General features: G+C 62.8%; 16 protein-coding genes. 12 read left to right on the top strand and 4 right to left on the bottom strand.

The window, feature by feature from the left end; all coding sequences use genetic code 11:
- The first annotated feature begins 109 nt into the window (after positions 1-109).
- From M1D88_RS05205 to M1D88_RS05190, 4 genes are all read left to right on the top strand, one after another.
- A complete protein-coding gene (locus tag M1D88_RS05205) occupies positions 110-376 on the top strand; it encodes a type II toxin-antitoxin system Phd/YefM family antitoxin (protein WP_458113507.1) in 267 nt (88 codons plus the stop codon).
- A gap of 8 nt (positions 377-384) precedes the next feature.
- Positions 385-777 (top strand): type II toxin-antitoxin system VapC family toxin, encoded by a 393-nt coding sequence (locus M1D88_RS05200; protein ID WP_458113506.1) that lies wholly within the window; start codon positions 385-387, stop codon positions 775-777.
- A gap of 165 nt (positions 778-942) precedes the next feature.
- Positions 943-1,206, top strand: a complete 264-nt coding sequence (locus M1D88_RS05195; RefSeq protein ID WP_458113505.1) for a DUF4190 domain-containing protein — start codon at positions 943-945, stop codon at positions 1,204-1,206.
- 233 nt (positions 1,207-1,439) lie between these two features.
- A complete protein-coding gene (locus tag M1D88_RS05190; protein ID WP_458113504.1) occupies positions 1,440-1,718 on the top strand; it encodes a DUF4190 domain-containing protein in 279 nt (92 codons plus the stop codon).
- A 522-nt stretch (positions 1,719-2,240) separates the two neighbouring features.
- Here the strand turns inward: M1D88_RS05190 and M1D88_RS05185 are convergent.
- Positions 2,241-2,960, bottom strand: a complete 720-nt coding sequence (locus M1D88_RS05185) for a hypothetical protein (protein ID WP_458113503.1) — start codon at positions 2,958-2,960, stop codon at positions 2,241-2,243.
- A 325-nt stretch (positions 2,961-3,285) separates the two neighbouring features.
- Here M1D88_RS05185 and M1D88_RS05180 point away from each other — a divergent pair, with 325 nt between their 5' ends.
- Positions 3,286-4,875, top strand: coding sequence for an alkaline phosphatase D family protein (locus tag M1D88_RS05180; RefSeq protein WP_458113502.1), 1,590 nt, complete (start codon positions 3,286-3,288; stop codon positions 4,873-4,875).
- Here M1D88_RS05180 and M1D88_RS05175 read toward each other — a convergent pair.
- Positions 4,872-5,612 carry a hypothetical protein gene (locus M1D88_RS05175; protein ID WP_458113501.1) on the bottom strand — a complete coding sequence of 247 codons (741 nt, stop codon included), beginning with the start codon at positions 5,610-5,612 and terminating at the stop codon, positions 4,872-4,874. The two genes, M1D88_RS05180 and M1D88_RS05175, sit on opposite strands and share 4 nt — an antisense overlap.
- 230 nt (positions 5,613-5,842) lie before the next feature.
- Between M1D88_RS05175 and M1D88_RS05170 the strand changes: the two genes are divergently transcribed.
- A complete protein-coding gene (locus tag M1D88_RS05170) occupies positions 5,843-6,421 on the top strand; it encodes an HNH endonuclease (RefSeq protein WP_458113500.1) in 579 nt (192 codons plus the stop codon).
- A gap of 157 nt (positions 6,422-6,578) precedes the next feature.
- Here M1D88_RS05170 and M1D88_RS05165 read toward each other — a convergent pair whose 3' ends face one another.
- Together M1D88_RS05165 and M1D88_RS05160 are read right to left on the bottom strand one after the other, a co-directional pair.
- Entirely contained in the window at positions 6,579-7,382 is an 804-nt protein-coding gene (locus M1D88_RS05165) for a hypothetical protein (protein ID WP_458113499.1), read from the bottom strand.
- The gene (locus tag M1D88_RS05160) at positions 7,379-7,729 is read right to left on the bottom strand and encodes an FHA domain-containing protein (protein ID WP_458113498.1); all 351 of its coding nucleotides are present in this window, start codon (positions 7,727-7,729) and stop codon (positions 7,379-7,381) included. The genes M1D88_RS05165 and M1D88_RS05160 overlap by 4 nt, the downstream gene beginning before the upstream one ends.
- Positions 7,730-7,935: 206 nt before the next feature.
- Here M1D88_RS05160 and M1D88_RS05155 point away from each other — a divergent pair, with 206 nt between their 5' ends.
- The 6 genes from M1D88_RS05155 (at position 7,936) to M1D88_RS05130 (ending at position 17,377) form a co-directional block, all read left to right on the top strand.
- Positions 7,936-9,522, top strand: a complete 1,587-nt coding sequence (locus M1D88_RS05155) for an alkaline phosphatase D family protein (RefSeq protein WP_458113497.1) — start codon at positions 7,936-7,938, stop codon at positions 9,520-9,522.
- 166 nt (positions 9,523-9,688) lie between these two features.
- Entirely contained in the window at positions 9,689-10,414 is a 726-nt protein-coding gene (locus tag M1D88_RS05150) for a hemerythrin domain-containing protein (protein WP_458113496.1), read from the top strand.
- Positions 10,415-10,601: 187 nt separating this feature from the next.
- Positions 10,602-12,044, top strand: coding sequence for a DUF3375 domain-containing protein (locus tag M1D88_RS05145; RefSeq protein WP_458113495.1), 1,443 nt, complete (start codon positions 10,602-10,604; stop codon positions 12,042-12,044).
- Positions 12,041-12,709, top strand: a complete 669-nt coding sequence (locus tag M1D88_RS05140; protein WP_458113494.1) for a DUF4194 domain-containing protein — start codon at positions 12,041-12,043, stop codon at positions 12,707-12,709. Before M1D88_RS05145 ends, M1D88_RS05140 begins: the two co-directional genes overlap by 4 nt.
- Positions 12,709-16,131, top strand: coding sequence for an ATP-binding protein (locus tag M1D88_RS05135; RefSeq protein ID WP_458113493.1), 3,423 nt, complete (start codon positions 12,709-12,711; stop codon positions 16,129-16,131). The genes M1D88_RS05140 and M1D88_RS05135 overlap by 1 nt, the downstream gene beginning before the upstream one ends.
- Complete coding sequence (locus tag M1D88_RS05130) at positions 16,121-17,377, top strand: Wadjet anti-phage system protein JetD domain-containing protein (protein ID WP_458113492.1); 1,257 nt, start codon at positions 16,121-16,123, stop codon at positions 17,375-17,377. The genes M1D88_RS05135 and M1D88_RS05130 overlap by 11 nt, the downstream gene beginning before the upstream one ends.
- Positions 17,378-17,558: the final 181 nt, after the last annotated feature.

Raw genomic sequence — 17,558 nt, 5'->3', positions numbered from 1 at the left:
CGGCTAAATAGGGCCTGCCGGCACATTGACATGCGGACCTAGCATCCGCCTCCCTGCCGGATCGTTTCTTTCAAGCCTTCCGCTTGCTACGATTGCTACGGAGGCAGCCATGACAACCATTCCGCACCGTGAGTTGCGCAACCAGAGCAGCAAGATCCTGGACCGCGTCAAGAACGGCGAGACGATCGATGTAACGAACAACGGTGAAATAGCGGCAACGTTGATCCCGCCTTCAGCATCGCCGTTTGAACGTCTTTTGCAGGCGGGACAAATACGGCCAGCCGCTAAGGACGCCGTGGACTTCAGAGTTCTGCCACGAATCACGTCTGCAACTAGGACGGCAGAGATTCTGAATGATCTTCGCGGGGACCGTTGATCATTTACGTGGACACGTCAGCTGTCCTGAAACTGGTAGTCGAGGAAAAGGAATCGTCCTCCGCCGCGGAGTATCTCACAAATGCCGCAGCCGATGGCCATCAGCTGGTGGCGTCGATGCTTCTCTACACAGAGCTCCACTGCGCAGGGCATCGCCGCGGGATTCCCGGCGAGCTCGTAAATGCGGTCGTAGGCGGCATCAATCTCCTAGACGTTGCACGATCGGACCTCATGTACGCAGCCGCCTTGCCGAGCGGACTTCGAAGCGCGGACGCGATCCATCTGTCCACGGCGATACGGTTGCAGTCAGATCTTTTGGTGGCTTACGCCGCTGAGCTGTTGGACGTGGCCGTTGAGGTGGGCCTCAGCGTCCTGTCACCGGGTGCGGGGAACCGCCCGTAAGAAGCGGGCGGCCGTTGCACCGTTCCCTGAGAAATATCAAGCACAACCATCTTCCCCCGCCTGATTGATCTTCGGGTTCGCCTAATTGTTTGATAAATTTTGATTGCCGCTCCGCAATGTGCGGGCCGGGGGGACCCACCATTCGGAAATTGAAAGGCACTATTCATGAGCACTCCGCAGTACCAGGGCTACGCGCCCGCACCCGTGCAGGCCAAGACCAACACGCTGGCTATCGTGGCACTTATCTCAGTGTTCTTCATCAACGTGCTCGGGATCATCCTGGGGCACATCGCCCTGAACCAGATCAAGACCACAGGTGAAGGGGGTCGCGGCCTCGCTATCGCCGCTCTGATCATCGGTTACTTGTCCGTGGTCGTCGGGATCATCGTCGTCATCGTTGTCCTCGGAGCCGCGGCTTCCCAGCGCTGACCGTACTTCAAACGCCCCCGTCCGGCATCTGCCGGACGGGGGTTTTTGCGTCTTCCCGGCAGTGGACCTGGCGGCTACTTCCCGCGCCGCCACCTAATGGTGTCGCAGCGTTGCCGTCCAACGGATTTGTTCTTTACAAACCAACTTTCTTGACCTTTGTGTTGGTACGTTGTGTTTGCCGCTCCGCGATGGCGGGCCGGGGGACCCATATTCGGACAAGGCAGGCATCGCCCATGAGCACACCCCAGTACCGGCCGCAATACCAGGGCTACGCCCCTACGCCGGCCAAAACCAATGCGCTGGCCATCATAGGGCTGATCTCAGTGCTGTTCATCTACCCGGTGGGCATCGTCGTGGGGCACATCGCCCTGAGCCAGATCAAGACCACTGGTGAACGCGGACGAGGCGTGGCCATCGTCGCCTTGGTTATCGGCTACGTGTTGCTGCTCGCGTACTTCCTTGGGGGCATCATCCTGCTGTGGGCAGCGCACCAGTCCGCCCAGGCCCCCTAGCCCTGCTTACTGCATGTCACTCACGACTCCATGGGGGGACGACTGAATGCTGGAGCTGAAGCGCATCTATTGGACCAGGCTATGCCTCCGCCTGGCGTACTTAGCGGTGGTCGTGTGGGCGAACGGCGGTCGCTCCTCTGAGACACATCAAGGGTGCGGAAGCCCCTGGAGATGACGACGTATTGAGACACTGATCGTCCGCACGGGAAAGTCGGAGTTCGGGGAGGGCGCAAAAGGGGCGAGCTAAACAAAAATGCGGCAAGGATTCCAGCCTTTACAGAATGGGATCCTTGCCACATTGAAATTCAAGAATAGACAGACAGCCTATTTCAGATTCTTGTCGTCCTGCGGTGGAGTCTCACCATGAGGGCTAGATAAAAGCGCCTTAGACTTAGCCTTTCGATACGCCTTGGAGACGTAGTAAAAGACAATGGCCAGTGCCGCCAGAAACATCAAGATCAGCGGGCCAAAGGAAAGGACTGCTTCCGAGAAAGTAGGAACTACAGGGTCCATAACTCTAAATCACACCCATCCGCAGGAGACGACTCCGGGGCCACTGGTTACCAGCCTGAGGTTACCGGACCGTGTGGAGTGGTTCCACCCGAAAAGGCTCCGGGTCACGGTGACGGTGGTCTGGAATTGACCTCGTCCGCCGGAAGCAGAGTGGCTGAAGTTGCTAAAGGAGACACTCGACCCGGGTTCGTAGGAGTGCATCACATAGGCAGTTGCGTTGCTTGTTGACAACACCACACCGCTTCCCGTGACGTACGATCCGGTGAGGCGTACCTTGGTCACGCTGACTCCCGCAAAGCTGAAGTCGGCGTCGCAGTTGGCGGTCACGCTGTATGTTGACTGGATCGAGAACATCCCACTGGCCCTTGCAGCAGGGGATGTGCAGTCGCCCGTCCGCAGAACCTCAACGCCGCTACCAGCACGCTGTGAGGCTTGAACCACTCCTTCACCCAGGATGATCCTGGCGAGTTCTGATTTCTTGTCCTTCCCGAGGCTGTCCAGCGCTGCCAGGGAGCTTGTAGCTGCCGCGTCTCCTGTATTCGCCGCTGAAGTCAGCTTCTGCCTCAGCTCAGCAATAACCTGGTTCTCTGCTGCCACCCCCGACGGAGCTGCTGCAACCTTCCCAGCTGCTTCCCGCGAGGTGTCTGCGTACGCGGGAGCGACTGTCCCCGCCGCCATCAAGGCGGACAGAGAAATGGCTACGAGACCGGCTTTGATATATTTCGACAAAATAGTACCCCCAATTACAGAATTTGACCTTACCAGGCAAACACATATTCATACCACTGGCCAATTGGACATCGCCCATTATTTGGCTACTGCAAAACCAGCTGCATCACAAAAGCATGTGACTGGAGTATCAGAATTTATTCTGATATGGTTTATATGCGGTACTTATAATTCACGCAACGAATTGAATAGTATCTAACCGCGTATAAGAATTGATGGCACCCCAAATGGGCCAGTACCCGGTTAGCAGCTTTTGCCGCGCCGTTAACCGCGCATTCACACCATCCTTAGAACCTGTCCAACCGGCCTTCCTACGGTTGAAGCCATGGACAACATTTCACGCAGGTCCCTTCTTTCCGTCGGCCTCGGGGCCGGACTGGTCGCCGCCTTGCCGGGTGCCGCCGTCGCTGTTTCACCAGCGGACGACGCCGGTCTCCGCACCGATCCGTTCCTGCTGGGCATCGCCTCCGGCGAGCCGTGGCCGGACGGCTTCGTGATCTGGACCCGGCTGGCACTGGACCCGATCGCCGAGGACGGGCTGGGCGGCATGCCCTCCCGCAACGTCGCGGTGGCTTGGGAGGTGGCCGAAGACGCAAACATGCGCAGCGTAGTAGCCCGCGGCGTCGAGCAGGCCAGGATCGAAACTGCCCACTCCGTCCACGTGGAGCTGAAGGGTCTCAGGCCCGGGCGCGAATACTTCTACCGGTTCCGCACCGGCAAGCACATGAGCGCTGTGGGCCGCACCCTCACCAGCCCGGCCCCGCACGAAACCCCGGCGGCGCTGGCCATGGCGTTCGCCAGCTGCTCGCAGTACGAGCACGGCTACTTCACGGCCTACTCGCGGCTGGCTCAGGACCACCCGGACCTGGTGCTGCACCTGGGTGACTACCTGTATGAGTACAAGAAGGACAGCTACGTGATCGGCGGCGGCAACCCGCGCGACCACCAGGGTCCGGAGACCTCCACCTTGCAGGGGTACCGACAGCGGCACGCGCAGTACAAGTCCGACGCCGATCTGCAGGCAGCGCACGCCATCGCACCGTGGCTGGTGGTGTGGGACGACCACGAGGTGGACAACAACTGGGCGGACGAGGTCCCGGAGAACACGGACGCAGCCCAGCTGAACGACACCACGGAACGTTTCCGGCAGCGCCGCGCGGCCGCGTTCCAGGCTTACTACGAGAACATGCCGCTGCGGGCCTCGTCCGTGCCAGCCGGGTTCGATATGAAGATCTACCGCACCATCCAGTGGGGCCAGCTGGCCAACTTCCACATGATGGACACACGGCAGTACCGCGACGACCAGCTCGCCGGGGACGGCTGGAAGAAGAACGTGGCCGAACGCCTGGCCGAGGACCGCACCATCACCGGCGCGGAGCAGGAGAAGTGGCTGCTGGACGGCTTCAGGACTTCCACCCAGCGCTGGGACATCCTGGGCCAGCAGGTGTTCTTCGCCGAGCGGGACAGGAACCAGGCGCCGGAGATCGACGACGTCTCTATGGACGGCTGGGACGGCTACGCTGCGTCCCGCCGCCGGATCACGAAGGGCTGGGTGGACGCGAACGTGCGCAACGCCGTCGTCCTCACCGGCGACGTGCACCGGAACTGGGCCAACGACCTCAAGGTGGACTACAAGGACCCCGCCTCCCCCGTGGTCGGCTCGGAACTCGTCTGCACCTCCATCACCTCCACCGGCAACGGCTCAGGCTCCACCACGGACCCGGTGATGGCATGGAACCCGCACCTGAAGTTCTACAACGACAACCGCGGCTACGTGAACACCCGCATCACGAAGGATGCGATGACCGCTGACTTCCGCGTGCTGGACTACGTCACCACGCCGGGCTCCCCCGTCAGCACGAAGGCCTCCTTTGAGATCGGGGACGGAGTGCCGGGGCTGGTGGCGCGGGGTTAGGGCTGGACCACGTTCACGAGCTCTGACCGGCTTCCTGTCTCCAGGTCCTCGGTAAGGACCAGCGCAGCGACCTCGGGGCAATGATATTTATGCTCCCGGGCATTCTTTTCCAGCGGCGTCCAGTCATAAACCTTGACGCAGTTGGTGTAGGTGCGGTTTTTCGTGGTGACGGTCTCGCCGGTAGCTACGGTGTCCCTGATGTCTTCGGCATGGCCAATGTAAAATTCCATCCTGTATGAATCGCCGATGCGCTGTTCGGCCTTCATCCAGATGCCTGCTTTTGCCCCGTCTTTTCCGTGGAGGAAGCTGCCGGCGCGGTTCAGCAGTATCCCGTTCCAGTAGTTGTTCACGTCCTCGCCGAAGTACCACACATCGCCGTTTTTGTGTTGCGCCAGGTAGTCCCGGGTTTCCTCCACGAGCTGCCCGTTCTTGTATTCCTTATCCAGGTAGACCACTGCCTCAACGCCCTCTATGGTCTTGGTCTCCGCCAGGATTTCGATTTCGATCCTCTCGGTGACTTTTCCTTGCTCGGTGGTCTCGTACGTCATTTTTTTGCCGACAGGGAGGGCGAAGTATTGATTGGTGATGTTAGTGGTGAAATCGGCAGGGTTGATCTGGGGGGTGTACTCCGCGGCCCTGCTCCTTTTGGTGTTGTCAAAGAGAAAAAGCGCCGTCCCGCCACCAATCAGCAGCAGCACGACGACGAGAGCAAAGATTATTCTGGTTCGTTGATTCATGACCTTTCCCACTCCTTCTGAGTAGAAATTCCTGCCGGCGGTCAGAGCACCGTTGCTTGCCCATGGCCATAGGAAAAAGGTAGTGCAGTCAGTCCTGAACTTGAATACCCTCGGCGAACACTCCACGTGGACCGGAACCGCCTCCCCCTGGCGCCGGTGAAGGTACGATCTGTCTCAGCGAGCGGGACAAATGCACACGTCACTTTGCGGAGTCTTCTGGGGGAGACCAAATGCTTGAATTGAAGCGCATCTACTGGACGCGCCAGTTACTCCTGTTGGCCAGGGGTGCGTTGACAGTGTGGATCTTCGCCGCTGTCATCCTGTCGCTCGCGCCGCGTTCCGGGAACATAGCTGCGGGCGGACGGCCTGGTACCGTGACGGCCGTTTTTACAGGGATGTTCGACGGCGTGCTGGCGGCCGTCGCGCTTCCTGGCATACTCGCCGTCGTCCTGACGATCGCGGCGGTCATCATCCGTTTCCAAGACGTCCGACGCCGGGATCCTGTCCGCCGCTTCACCCGGCAGCAGCGCCGCGAAGGCATGGTCCGGGCGGGCGGTCAGTGCGAGATGGAAGCCGGCTTCCGCCGTCGTTGTTCCCGGCCCGCTGAGCACGGCGACCATTTCTATCCATGGTCAAAAGGCGGGTCCACCAGCCTGCAGAACTTCGTCGCCGCCTGCAGTCGGTGCAACCGGGCGAAGAGCGCCAGGATTCCCTCGCCCGGCCGGCAGGAAAGACTGGAAGGACGACGGCGGACGTACTTCGCGCTGGAGGAAGCGGTTAGCGTGGGCGAACGGCAGCCGCTCCCCTGACCGATTGACGCCTGACGCCCCGAAACCTCCACCGGCGAATCCTCACCTAGCCAGCAGCCGGAACTGGCCGTTATAGACATCGATCCGACGGTGGTGGAAGACGTCCGCGCAAAGCTGCCCGTGCTGGCCAACGCCCGAAGCCTCTGAAGCGAAACAACTATAAATACAAGGTAGACCCCCGGGCCAGACTGGCCAGGGGCCTCAACGGGATGTACTCAACCTTGATGGACCTTGGTCCGTCGAAGCCCGGCCTAAAGACTGTGCCGAAGCTGAGTGAGATCGAGGTCGCGTCGCCAGGCAGCTGGTCCGGAAAGTTGATTGTTCCCTTTCGCTGGCCACCTGCCGGGATCCGGGGCTGCCAGTTGCTGCGGAAGGGATCGGCGTCGAAGGTGGTGCCGTCAGGGGCGGTGAGCACAGCATTGGCAAAAAGGGGCAGGGACATCGAACTGCTGGTCCCGTTGCGGACGCGGATCTCCACCCTGGTGAAGTGGGCTGTGCTCTGGACGCCCAGGATTGTCACCGTAACTCCCTGGTCTTCGGTGGCCACCTGGCTTTCCAGCCGCTGCACCCTGTCTTCGTTCCCTGAGAGGTAGCCGACGGCGTAGCTCACCCCCGCGGTGACCAGCCAGCCGCCGCCGCCCAGCACCAGCAACGTGACCAGGACTGTCACCCCCACCGGCATCCGGGGCGCGGGCCTGACAGGGAGTTTCGGGTCGGGGTGACCTGAAGGCCCGGGCGGCGCGCCTTGAACGCTCCGGTAATAGTCCAGCATTTCTATGCCCAAGGCCACCAGCAATCCCATAAAGGGAGTGATGAACCACGTCCAGGTGGGCGTCAGTTCAGTGAGGAACGCTGCGAGGCTGTTGCCTAAAATCCCCACCACGTTGATACCGGCGGCGACCAGCAGTGCGGTACCCAGCCGCTCCCGGGGCGGCTGCGGAGCCGGACTCTTCGTTTTCATTCGGCCGCCCCCGGAGGCTGCGCCCTGGGCGCCGTCGCGTTCCTGTCAATGAGTCGCAGCCGGACCTGCCCGAATTGCACCAGGTCCCCGTGGGCGAGCTCTGTCGGTAGGGTGATGCGGTGCCCGTTGACCCAGCTGCCATTCCCGGACTGCTGATCGGCAAGGATGGTCCGGCCGTCCGTTGATGTCAGAAGCGCGTGGCGGCGGCTGACTCCGGAGACGGGGAGGCGGAGGCGGGAGCCTTCCCCGCTTCCGATGGTGATGTTCCCGTGCGGAATGATGATCCTGCTCCCCGCCGCCTCACCGTTGACGACGATGAACTCATTCCTGAAACCAGGCCCGTCCATGGCTGCCCCGCTCTGCCGACCCCACGGGCAACTCGCCCCCGCTGGGAACCGCTCATCCCGCCCTTGCCCCGAAAGCAATCGAGGACGATGTAGGGCAAGTCTTCTCGTGGGCGGAATTCCTGACAAGGGCGTAGTTGCCACGCAGTTAACCGATCATTCACATCATCCTTAGGACCCGTCCAACCGGCCTTCCTACGGTTGAAGCCATGGACAACATTTCACGCAGGTCCCTTCTTTCCGTCGGCCTCGGGGCCGGACTGGTCGCCGCCTTGCCGGGTGCCGCCGTCGCTGTTTCAACAGCGGACGACGCCGGTCTCCGCACCGATCCCTTCCTGCTGGGCATCGCCTCCGGCGAGCCGTGGCCGGACGGCTTTGTGATCTGGACCCGGCTGGCGCTGGATCCTGTTGCCGAGGACGGGCTGGGCGGAATGCCCTCCCGCAACGTCGCGGTCGCCTGGGAAGTCGCCGAAGACGCAGGCATGCGCACGGTAGTAGCCCGCGGCGTCGAGCAGGCCAGGATCGAAACTGCCCACTCCGTCCACGTGGAGCTGAAGGGTCTCAGGCCCGGGCGCGAATACTTCTACCGGTTCCGCACCGGCAAGCACATGAGCGCTGTGGGCCGCACGCTCACCAGCCCGGCGCCGCACGAAACCCCTGCGGCGCTGGCCATGGCGTTCGCCAGCTGCTCCCAGTACGAGCACGGCTACTTCACCGCCTACACGCGGCTCGCCCAGGACCACCCGGACCTGGTGCTGCACCTGGGTGACTACCTGTATGAGTACAAGAAGGACAGCTACGTGATCGGCGGCGGCAACCCGCGCGACCACCAGGGTCCGGAGACCTCCACCTTGCAGGGGTACCGACAGCGGCACGCGCAGTACAAGTCCGACGCCGACCTGCAGGCAGCGCACGCCATCGCACCGTGGCTGGTGGTGTGGGACGACCACGAGGTGGACAACAACTGGGCGGACGAGGTCCCCGAGAACACAGACGCGGCCCAGCTGAACGACACCACCGAGCGTTTCCGGCAGCGCCGCGCCGCGGCGTTCCAGGCGTACTACGAGAACATGCCGCTGCGGACCTCGTCCGTGCCAGCCGGGTTCGACATGAAAATCTACCGCACCATCCAGTGGGGCCAGCTGGCCAACTTCCACATGATGGACACACGGCAGTACCGCGACGACCAGCTCGCCGGGGACGGCTGGAGGAAGAACGTGGCCGAACGCCTGGCCGAGGACCGCACCATCACCGGGGCGGAGCAGGAGAAGTGGCTGCTGGACGGCTTAAGGAACTCCACCCAGCGCTGGGACATCCTGGGCCAGCAGGTGTTCTTCGCCGAGCGGGACAGGAACCAGGCTCCGGAGATCGACGACGTCTCCATGGACGGGTGGGACGGCTACGCCGCGTCGCGCCGCCGGATCACAAAGGGCTGGGTGGACGCCAACGTGCGAAACGCCGTGGTCCTCACCGGCGACGTGCACCGCAACTGGGCCAACGACCTCAAGGTGGACTACAAGGACCCGGCCTCCCCCGTGGTCGGCTCGGAACTCGTCTGCACCTCCATCACCTCCACCGGCGATGGCACCGGCTCCACCACGGACCCAGTGATGGCCTGGAACCCGCACCTGAAGTTCTACAACGACAACCGCGGCTACGTGAACACCCGCATCATGAAGGATGCGATGACCGCCGACTTCAGGGTGCTGGACTACGTCACCACGCCCGGCTCCCCCGTCAGCACGAAAGCGTCGTTCGAGATCCGGGACGGTGTGCCTGGGCTGCAGGCGCGGTAATAGGGAGCCGACGACGGCGGGACGGCAGGCTCTTCAGCTGCCGTCCCGCCGCTGTTGTTCAGTCAGCCGTGGCTGGCGAACCGGTCATTGTGCGGGATTGGGCCCGGCGATACGATGCTGGCGGGGAGAGGTCCTTGTCTCGCACATCGACCGTTAGGGACGTCCAATGACTGATTTCTTCACCATGCAGCCCGGCGAGACCGCAGCGCCGTTGCCACCGGGGCCCGTCCTGTGTAGGGGAACGGCCGGCATGCGGCGCATCCACCGCTTTTTTCTGTGGGCGTACGAGGAGGCGCCGGGACTGGTGCGCTCCGCTGCAGCCGGTGACACCGCCCGCGCCGCTTACGTGGGCGACGTGCTGGGGAACTTCGACAAGGTACTCCATCTGCACCACGATGGCGAGGACCAGCTCATGTACCCGCAACTCGCGGAAAGGGCACCGGCATGTGCGTTGCACGTGGCGCAGATGCTTGAGCAGCACCGGCAGGTGACCCAGCGGCTCGAACGCATTGAGCCGGTGCGCCTCCGCTGGATGGAGACGGCAGATGCAGAGGTTGCCCGGGAACTCGCTGAGCGCTACGAGGACTTGAAGACCGTCCTCAACGTTCACCTGCGCCGCGAAGTCACCGAGGTGATGCCGGTGGTGGACAGGGTGCTGACCGAGAAGGAATTGCAGGAGGGCGCGACGCACGGGATCGATCAGCTCGACAAGAAGTTCCTGGTTGGCTACCTCGGGATGGTGTTGGCCACGAATCCACGCCAGGACCAGAAGGAAATGATCAAGGACATCCCCGCCCCGGTGCGGCTGGGCTACCGTCTCGTCGGGCGCAGGATGTTCCGGAAACAGTACGCGACGCTCTTTCCCGGGCGCCCGATTCCGGAGACGCTGTAGCCGTCAGCGTGCGGGCTAAGCGCTGCCCAAGAGGAGCAGCATCTGCCGCGGGCCACAGCGGCCAGCGACGTCGAGCCGATCGTGTTCAATGAGCTAATGGATGTACTGCCCGGCAATTGGGAAAAGAATGTCGTAGCCATCGCCTAGAGTGAATTGGACGACGTGACGCGCTAAACACGGGAACCCAATGGACTTCTACGCCATCAATTCCCTCCGGGAAAACCATGCAGGCTGGTCGCTGCTCCGTGCCCAGAATGCGCCCCTGGCATTGACGTTTTTCATGGCGGCGTTCACGGGACCCAATCAGCGCAATCTCGGCCGGCAGGAGCTGATCGATGTCCTGGATGACGTGCTGTTCGGCCTCCGGGACAGTGAGGGCGAGGATAGGTTCCCCCGCACCGCAGCAGAATACCTGGACGACTGGGCCGCGGACGAACGCAAATGGCTAAGGAAGTACTACGTCCCCGGCGAGGACGAACCGCATTACGATCTCACGGCTGCTGCGGAGGACGTGGTCCGCTGGGTGGAGAACCTGCGCGGACGGGACTTCGTTGCCACGCAGTCCCGCCTCACCAGCATCTTCGCGGTGCTGAAGCAGCTCGTGCAGCAGTCTGAGACGGACCCGGAAGTGCGGCTCGCTGAGCTGCAGCGCCAGCGGGACGGGATAGACGACGAGATGCAGCGGATCCGCGACGGCAACATCCGCGTCATGACCGGCCCGGAAGCGCTGGACCACCTGCAGCAGCTCACGGCCCTGGCCAAGGACCTGCTTTCCGATTTCCGGGAGGTGGAGCAGAACTTCCGTAAGCTGGACCGACAGGTACGCGAGCAGATCGCCACGTGGGACGGTACCCAAGGTGAACTGCTGGAATCGATTTTCGACAACCAGCAGGACATCAGCAGCTCCCTCCAAGGGCGCACCTTTCAAGGGTTCTGGGACTACCTTATGTCCCCCCAGCTGCGCAACGAGCTGCAGGACCTGCTCCAGCGGGCCACTCGGATCGAAGCCCTGGCCGAAACGGAAAGCCTGAACGCGGTAGCCAACCTCCACCAGGACTGGCTGCCCGCCGTCGAACAGACCCAGGCCACGGTCCGCCAGCTCTCCCAGCAAATGCGCCGACTCCTGGACGACAAGGTGTTTCTGGAGAACAAGCGCATCATGCAGCTGATTCGCCGCATCGAATCCGGTGCACTGGGCTTCCGGGAGGCACGGCCGTCAGGCACTTTTATGGAGATTGAGGCGCCGTCGGTGGACGTTGTGCTGCCCTTTGAACGGCCCCTCTATGAACCCAGCCGCAAAGTGATGGTATACGACGCCGTCGAAACGGCCGACGACACCGATGTGGACGCATCGGCATTGTTCGGTCAGTTCTTCGTGGACAAAGAACGCCTGCGGGCCAACGTTGACGCAGTCCTTGCCGAGGCGGAGCAGGCCACCCTGACCGAAATCACCGAGGTCTACCCTCTCTCCCAAGGCTTGGCGGAAGTGGTGGGGTACTACCAGCTGGCCACCGAATCGGACTGGGCCACCATCAATCCAGAGCAGACCCAGGAGCTGTCCTGGCAGCTTCCGGACGGCACCTTCCGCGAAGCCACCATCGAACAGATCATCTTCGGAAGGCCGGCATGAACCCCGCCACCCCAGCCACAGCTGACACTGAATCCCGCACGCCGGAGGAGCTTCCGTCCGTCGTCACCCGGCTCTTCAAGGGCGTGCTGTACGCGGAGAACGATGAGAAGGTGTGGCAGTCCCTGCTCGGACTGACTTCGCATGTGCGCGACTACGTCTCGGTGCTGGGTTTGGACCTCGTCCTGGACGAATCTGAGGGCTACGCGTTCCTGCGGTCCAAGGATGATCCGGACGGCACGCTCCCCCGGCTCATCGCCCGCCGCACCCTGACCTTCAACGTCAGCCTGCTGCTGGCCCTGCTCCGCCGCCGCATGATGGAGTTCGATATCAACAGCAGTGAGGTCCGGCTCATCATGACCGAACAGGAGATCGCGGACATCGTCTCCGTGTTCCTGCCTGAATCCAGCAACGAGGCGCGTGTCTTGGACCGGCTGGGTGCTGACATCAAGAAGGTCGTGGAACTCGGCTTCCTGCGCAAACTCAAAGGGCAGGCGGACACGTACGAGGTGGCCCGGATCTTGAAGGCGTACGTGGATGCGCAGTGGCTGGAAGAGTTCGACGCGCGGCTTGCTGACTATCGTGCGACGCTCGCCGGTGAGCCGCCCACCACAGCGGAGACCGCCGGAGCACGCGAAGCCGGACGCGGCACTGGGGAGGGCCAGTAATGGCGGATCTCACATCGGACCTGCAGGAGAGCCTGTTCAGTCTCGACGACACGGCAGCCGACGGCGGCACTCCTCCGGGTTTCCGGCTGCACCGCTTGGAACTGCTCAATTGGGGCACGTTCCACAAGGGGGTGCGCACGTTCCGGCTGGACGGCGCCAACAGTCTGCTCACGGGCGATATCGGTTCGGGAAAGTCCACGGTGGTGGATGCGATCACCACGCTGCTGCTTCCGGCCCACAAAATCGAGTACAACAAGGCCGCGGGAGCGCAGAAGAAGGAACGCTCCTTGATGTCGTACGTCCAAGGCTTCCACAAGAGCGCCCGGAGTGCGGGCGGGGAGTACTCCAAGCCGGTGGCACTGCGCGGTTCGGGGCAGCTGACAGTGGTGCTGGGTGTCTTCCACAACGCTGTGCTGGGCAAGTGGGTCACGCTAGGCATAACACTCTGGGCCACGCGGGAGGCGGGGCAGCCCAACCGTTTCTACTCGCTGGCGGAAACGGACCAGAGCATCGCTGTCGACTTCAGCAACTTCGGCCAGGACCCCCTGAAGCTGAAGAAGAAGCTGCGCGCCGCCGGTGTGTCAGTCCATGACTCATTCGATCCGTATGCCGCGGCCTTCAAGCGCCACTTCGGGATCAGCGGTAATCAGGCCATGGAGCTGTTCCACCGCACGGTGTCCATGAAGCAGGTGGAGAACATCACCTCGTTCGTGCGCGGCAACATGCTGGAGGACGACGACGTCGCCTCCCGGATCACCAACCTGATCCACCACTTCGATGATCTGAAGAAAGCACACGACGCCGTCCTCCGGGCCAAGGACCAGGTCGCCCTGCTGACACCCATCAAAGAGGGCGCAGCGCTGCACGCCGGACTGACGGCAAACGACGAACTGGCCCGCCGACAGCGCGACCAGCTGCACCCCTGGTTCACGGAACGGAAGCTTCAGCTGAGCTTGGAGCACCAGACCGAGCTGGAGCGCACGGGCGTGCGGCTGCAGGAGGATTCGGATCGGCTGACCTGTGAGATCAAGCAACTGCGCCGGGACCTGGCTGGGGTAGAGGAGGACATCCGAACCAACGGTGGCGGCCGGCTTGCTGCGATCGACGCCGAGCTGGCCGCTTTGTCCGCCAAGTCCGCCGAGCAGAAGCAGCGGTTCGATGCCTACTCTTCGGCCGCAGCGGACCTTGGCCTGCAGACCCCGGAAGACCGTGTCCTCTTCGACGCGAACCGGGCCGGGCTCGCCAGGGTGGAGCAGGATTTGGCGGCCCGGTCGGACGCGTTGCACAAGGAGCTCACCCCGCTGTCAATGCAGCAGGGTGAACGCACGGCCAGGTCGGAGGAGATTAAAGCTGAGCTCACCAGCCTCCAGGCCCGGCGCAACCTGATCCCGCTCCCCCAGCTGGATATTCGCCGCCGCCTCTGCGAAGGCACCGAAATAACCGAAAGCGACCTGCCTTACGTGGGTGAGCTGCTCAAGATCCGCGACGGCGAGGCCGGCTGGGAGGGTGCTGCTGAACGGACGCTCCACGGGTTCGCCCTCTCCCTCCTGGTCCCCGCGGAGCACTATGCCGCCGTCAGCAGCTGGGTGGACGCCAATAACCTTCGCGGCCGGCTGGTGTACCTGAGAATCGGCGAGTCAGATACAGGCTCGGACAGGCACAACCGCCATCAACCCGAGCCTGGGACCCTGGCTGCGAAGATCGCTATCAAGCAGGGCACTCCGTTCCGCGAATTCCTGCAGAACGAGCTCAACAGCCGGTTCGACTACTTCTGCTGCGAGAACCTGGCAGATTTCCGCCGTTACCCCAAAGCGGTGACGGCCAACGGCCAGCTGAAAGGTGGGCGCGGCCGCCATGAGAAGGACGATCGCAAGGACCTGGCGGACCGGCGCACGTACGTGCTGGGCTGGGACAACCACGACAAGATCGCTGGGTTCCGAGCCGAACAGGACGAGGTACAGGGCAAGCTGAAGGTCGTGGCCCGGCAGTTGGACCGGGTCACCGCGGAGCTGGGGTCGCTGGGCCGGCGGAACCGGCAACTCGGCATGGTGGGTTCCGTCACGGAGTTCGGCGAGATCAGCTGGCAGGCCACGGCCCGCAGCATCGAGGACCTGAAGGCGGAGAAGCGGGCACTGGAAACCACCAGTGACGTCCTGCAGCAGCTCATGACCAAGCAACAGCAGGTCACGGGCGAGCTGGAGCGGCTAGAGGACAAGGCGGGCAAGCTGCGGGAGCGGTTGGGCGCCAATGAGAAGGACGCCAGGGACATCGGCGAGGCAATTGATGATTGCCGGGCCAGCTTGGGTGAAACGCCGCTGACGGGCGACGCCGGGGTGCTGGCCGCCGTCGAACGCCTCGCCGAAGCAGCGCTCGACGCCAAGCCGCTCACGTACAAGAACACGGCGACCGTGGAAAGCACCGTACGGAACGGATTAACGGACACCATCGACGCTCTGTCGAAGAGGATCGCCCGTGCAGCGGAGAGCACGGTCCGGCTGATGGCGGACTTCCGCAACAAGTACCCGAACGAAACCACTGACATCGACGCTTCTCTGGAGGCCGCGTCGGACTACAACCAGCTGCTGGAGCAGCTTGTGGGCAACGACCTGCCCAGGTTCGAGAATCAGTTCAAGGACCTGCTGAACCAAAACACCATCCGCGAGGTGGTCGCGTTCAATGCGTTCCTGGATAATCGGCGGCAGAACATCATTGACCGGATTGGTGAGATTAACGAGTCCCTGGCAGGTATTCCTTACAACACGGGCCGGCATATTCAGCTGGAGCACCAGGCCACCTCGGATCAGGACGTACGCGAGTTTGGCAGCGATCTGCGTGCGTGCTCGGAGGGGACCATCGGCGAGACGGACCAGTACTCTGAGCAGAAGTACCTACAGGTGGAGCGGCTGATTGACCGGTTCCGCGGCCGCGAAGGGCTGACGGACCTCGACCGGAAGTGGACGACGAAAGTGACCGATGTGCGGAATTGGTTCACGTTCTCGGCTTCGGAGAAGTGGACGGAAACCGGCGAGGAGTACGAGCATTTCACGGATTCCGGCGGGAAATCCGGCGGACAGAAGGAGAAGCTGGCGTACACCATCCTGGCAGCGGCCCTAGCGTTCCAGTTCGGGCTGGGGTCCGGCAAGGGAGCGGGCAGGAATGCCGGCAGCGGCAGGAGCTTCCGGTTCGTGGTGATTGACGAGGCGTTCGGTCGCGGCTCTGACGAGTCCGCCCGGTACGGGCTGGAGCTGTTCCAGCGGATGAAACTGCAGCTGCTGATCGTCACTCCCCTGCAGAAAATCCACGTGATCGAGCCGTTCGTTTCGCATGTGGGGTTCGTGGCGAACACCAATGGCGACGATTCCCAGCTCCGCAACATGACCATTCAGGAGTACCGCGAGGAGAAGGACCGGTATGTCGGCTGAATCCTGGACCACGCTAGCGGACCTGAGGGCCCTGTCCCTGAAGGCGTGGAACAGCGGTTCGCTCCTCCGCGAGCTGCTGGAGCCCACCGGCCTGTATCCCCGGCGCCGTCCGTTGAAGCGTCCGACGGCGGCGGCCCTCCTCAATGACTACACTGCGGCCCGCGCATGGGCCGGCGAGCTGGTTGCCGCCGCCCGTCCGTTCAGCCTGGAGACCGCCGAAGTGGGCCGAAGCACGATCGGTTCCAATCAGCTGCCGGCCGCTGCAGTTTTCGCATCGGTCGGCGATGAGGTTGGGTTTGCCGGGAAGTCAAAAGACGCTGCCCGGTTCCTGGAGCTTGCCGCGCGCATGGCTGACCTGGCCCCCGCCTTTCGTCAGTGGGTGCTGCGGCGGCCGCTCAAGCTGTTGGATCTCGGAGCCGATGCGCTGACCGCCGCCCGGGTGGCGCTGTGGCTGCGGGGCAATCCTGATCCAGGGGTATACGTCCGGCAGCTCAGCCTGCCCGGAGTGCACACCAAGTTCATCGAGAACCACCGAAGGGTGATCGATGAACTGGCGGAGGCCCTGCGTCCTGTGGCGCCCCCGGACGTAACGCCCGTTGGCGAGGACCTGTCGGAATTCCCGGCGGAATCGGATTCCCTGCTGGGGCAGGTTGCCGCCCGGACTCCCGCTGCCCGTTTCGCGGTACGGCACGGGTTCTTGCATCCACCCGAGCTGGTCCGCTTCCGGATGCTTGACTCCGCGGTTCCCATGCTCGGTGGTGCCCGGGACATTACTGTTACAGCGGCGGCGTTCAGCTCGCTGCGGCTGCCGGTGGCGTCCGTGATCGTCACCGAGAACCTGGTGAACTTCCTGGCCCTGCCGGAGCGAACAGGCACGCTGGCAATCTATGGCGGGGGCTACGGATTCTCTTCCCTGCGCGATGCGGCTTGGCTGCGTGACTGCGAAGTCCTGTACTGGGGTGACCTGGATACCCACGGCTTTCGCATTCTGGATGAGCTTCGGGCGGTGCACTATCACGTGGTGAGTGTCCTGATGGATGAGGCCACCTTGCTGGAGCACCGGAACGTGTGGGGCAACGAGCCGCAACCCACCACGGCTGCACTGACCCGGCTGACCGAAGATGAGTCCGCACTGTACCAGGCGTTGGGCAATCGCACCTTTGGCCAAGCTGTCCGGCTGGAGCAGGAGCTGATCCGGTGGGACTGGGCCCAGCAAAAACTTTCGATTGGAGCGCGCGCCCGGTGATGACCGCGCAGCGCGCCAGGACCAAGTTCGGAGGGATTCCTTTCGGTGACCCCGAGCTGTGTTTGGTCGTTCATCATGGCAAGCATGCCGGAATACTGCACTGATGTCGAAGCGGTAGAAACCTTTTTCGTCTTCAGCCCTTTTCCGGTGCAGAACGAATCTTGACGAGTACTTGCATGAC

It is taken from the genome of Arthrobacter sp. R1-13, assembly GCF_054161475.1.
This window is presented reverse-complemented; position numbering and strand designations above follow the sequence as displayed.

What these genes read in the sequence shown, in the direction of transcription:
- M1D88_RS05195 (WP_458113505.1), top strand. Translation starts at nt 943, where the DNA reads ATGAGCACTCCGCAGTACCAGGGCTACGCGCCCGCACCCGTGCAGGCC.
- M1D88_RS05150 (WP_458113496.1), top strand. Translation starts at nt 9,689, where the DNA reads ATGACTGATTTCTTCACCATGCAGCCCGGCGAGACCGCAGCGCCGTTG.
- M1D88_RS05190 (WP_458113504.1), top strand. Translation starts at nt 1,440, where the DNA reads ATGAGCACACCCCAGTACCGGCCGCAATACCAGGGCTACGCCCCTACG.
- M1D88_RS05205 (WP_458113507.1), top strand. Translation starts at nt 110, where the DNA reads ATGACAACCATTCCGCACCGTGAGTTGCGCAACCAGAGCAGCAAGATC.
- M1D88_RS05180 (WP_458113502.1), top strand. Translation starts at nt 3,286, where the DNA reads ATGGACAACATTTCACGCAGGTCCCTTCTTTCCGTCGGCCTCGGGGCC.
- M1D88_RS05155 (WP_458113497.1), top strand. Translation starts at nt 7,936, where the DNA reads ATGGACAACATTTCACGCAGGTCCCTTCTTTCCGTCGGCCTCGGGGCC.
- M1D88_RS05145 (WP_458113495.1), top strand. Translation starts at nt 10,602, where the DNA reads ATGGACTTCTACGCCATCAATTCCCTCCGGGAAAACCATGCAGGCTGG.
- M1D88_RS05175 (WP_458113501.1), bottom strand. Translation starts at nt 5,612, where the DNA reads ATGAATCAACGAACCAGAATAATCTTTGCTCTCGTCGTCGTGCTGCTG.
- M1D88_RS05135 (WP_458113493.1), top strand. Translation starts at nt 12,709, where the DNA reads ATGGCGGATCTCACATCGGACCTGCAGGAGAGCCTGTTCAGTCTCGAC.
- M1D88_RS05130 (WP_458113492.1), top strand. Translation starts at nt 16,121, where the DNA reads ATGTCGGCTGAATCCTGGACCACGCTAGCGGACCTGAGGGCCCTGTCC.
- M1D88_RS05160 (WP_458113498.1), bottom strand. Translation starts at nt 7,729, where the DNA reads ATGGACGGGCCTGGTTTCAGGAATGAGTTCATCGTCGTCAACGGTGAG.
- M1D88_RS05165 (WP_458113499.1), bottom strand. Translation starts at nt 7,382, where the DNA reads ATGAAAACGAAGAGTCCGGCTCCGCAGCCGCCCCGGGAGCGGCTGGGT.
- M1D88_RS05140 (WP_458113494.1), top strand. Translation starts at nt 12,041, where the DNA reads ATGAACCCCGCCACCCCAGCCACAGCTGACACTGAATCCCGCACGCCG.
- M1D88_RS05170 (WP_458113500.1), top strand. Translation starts at nt 5,843, where the DNA reads ATGCTTGAATTGAAGCGCATCTACTGGACGCGCCAGTTACTCCTGTTG.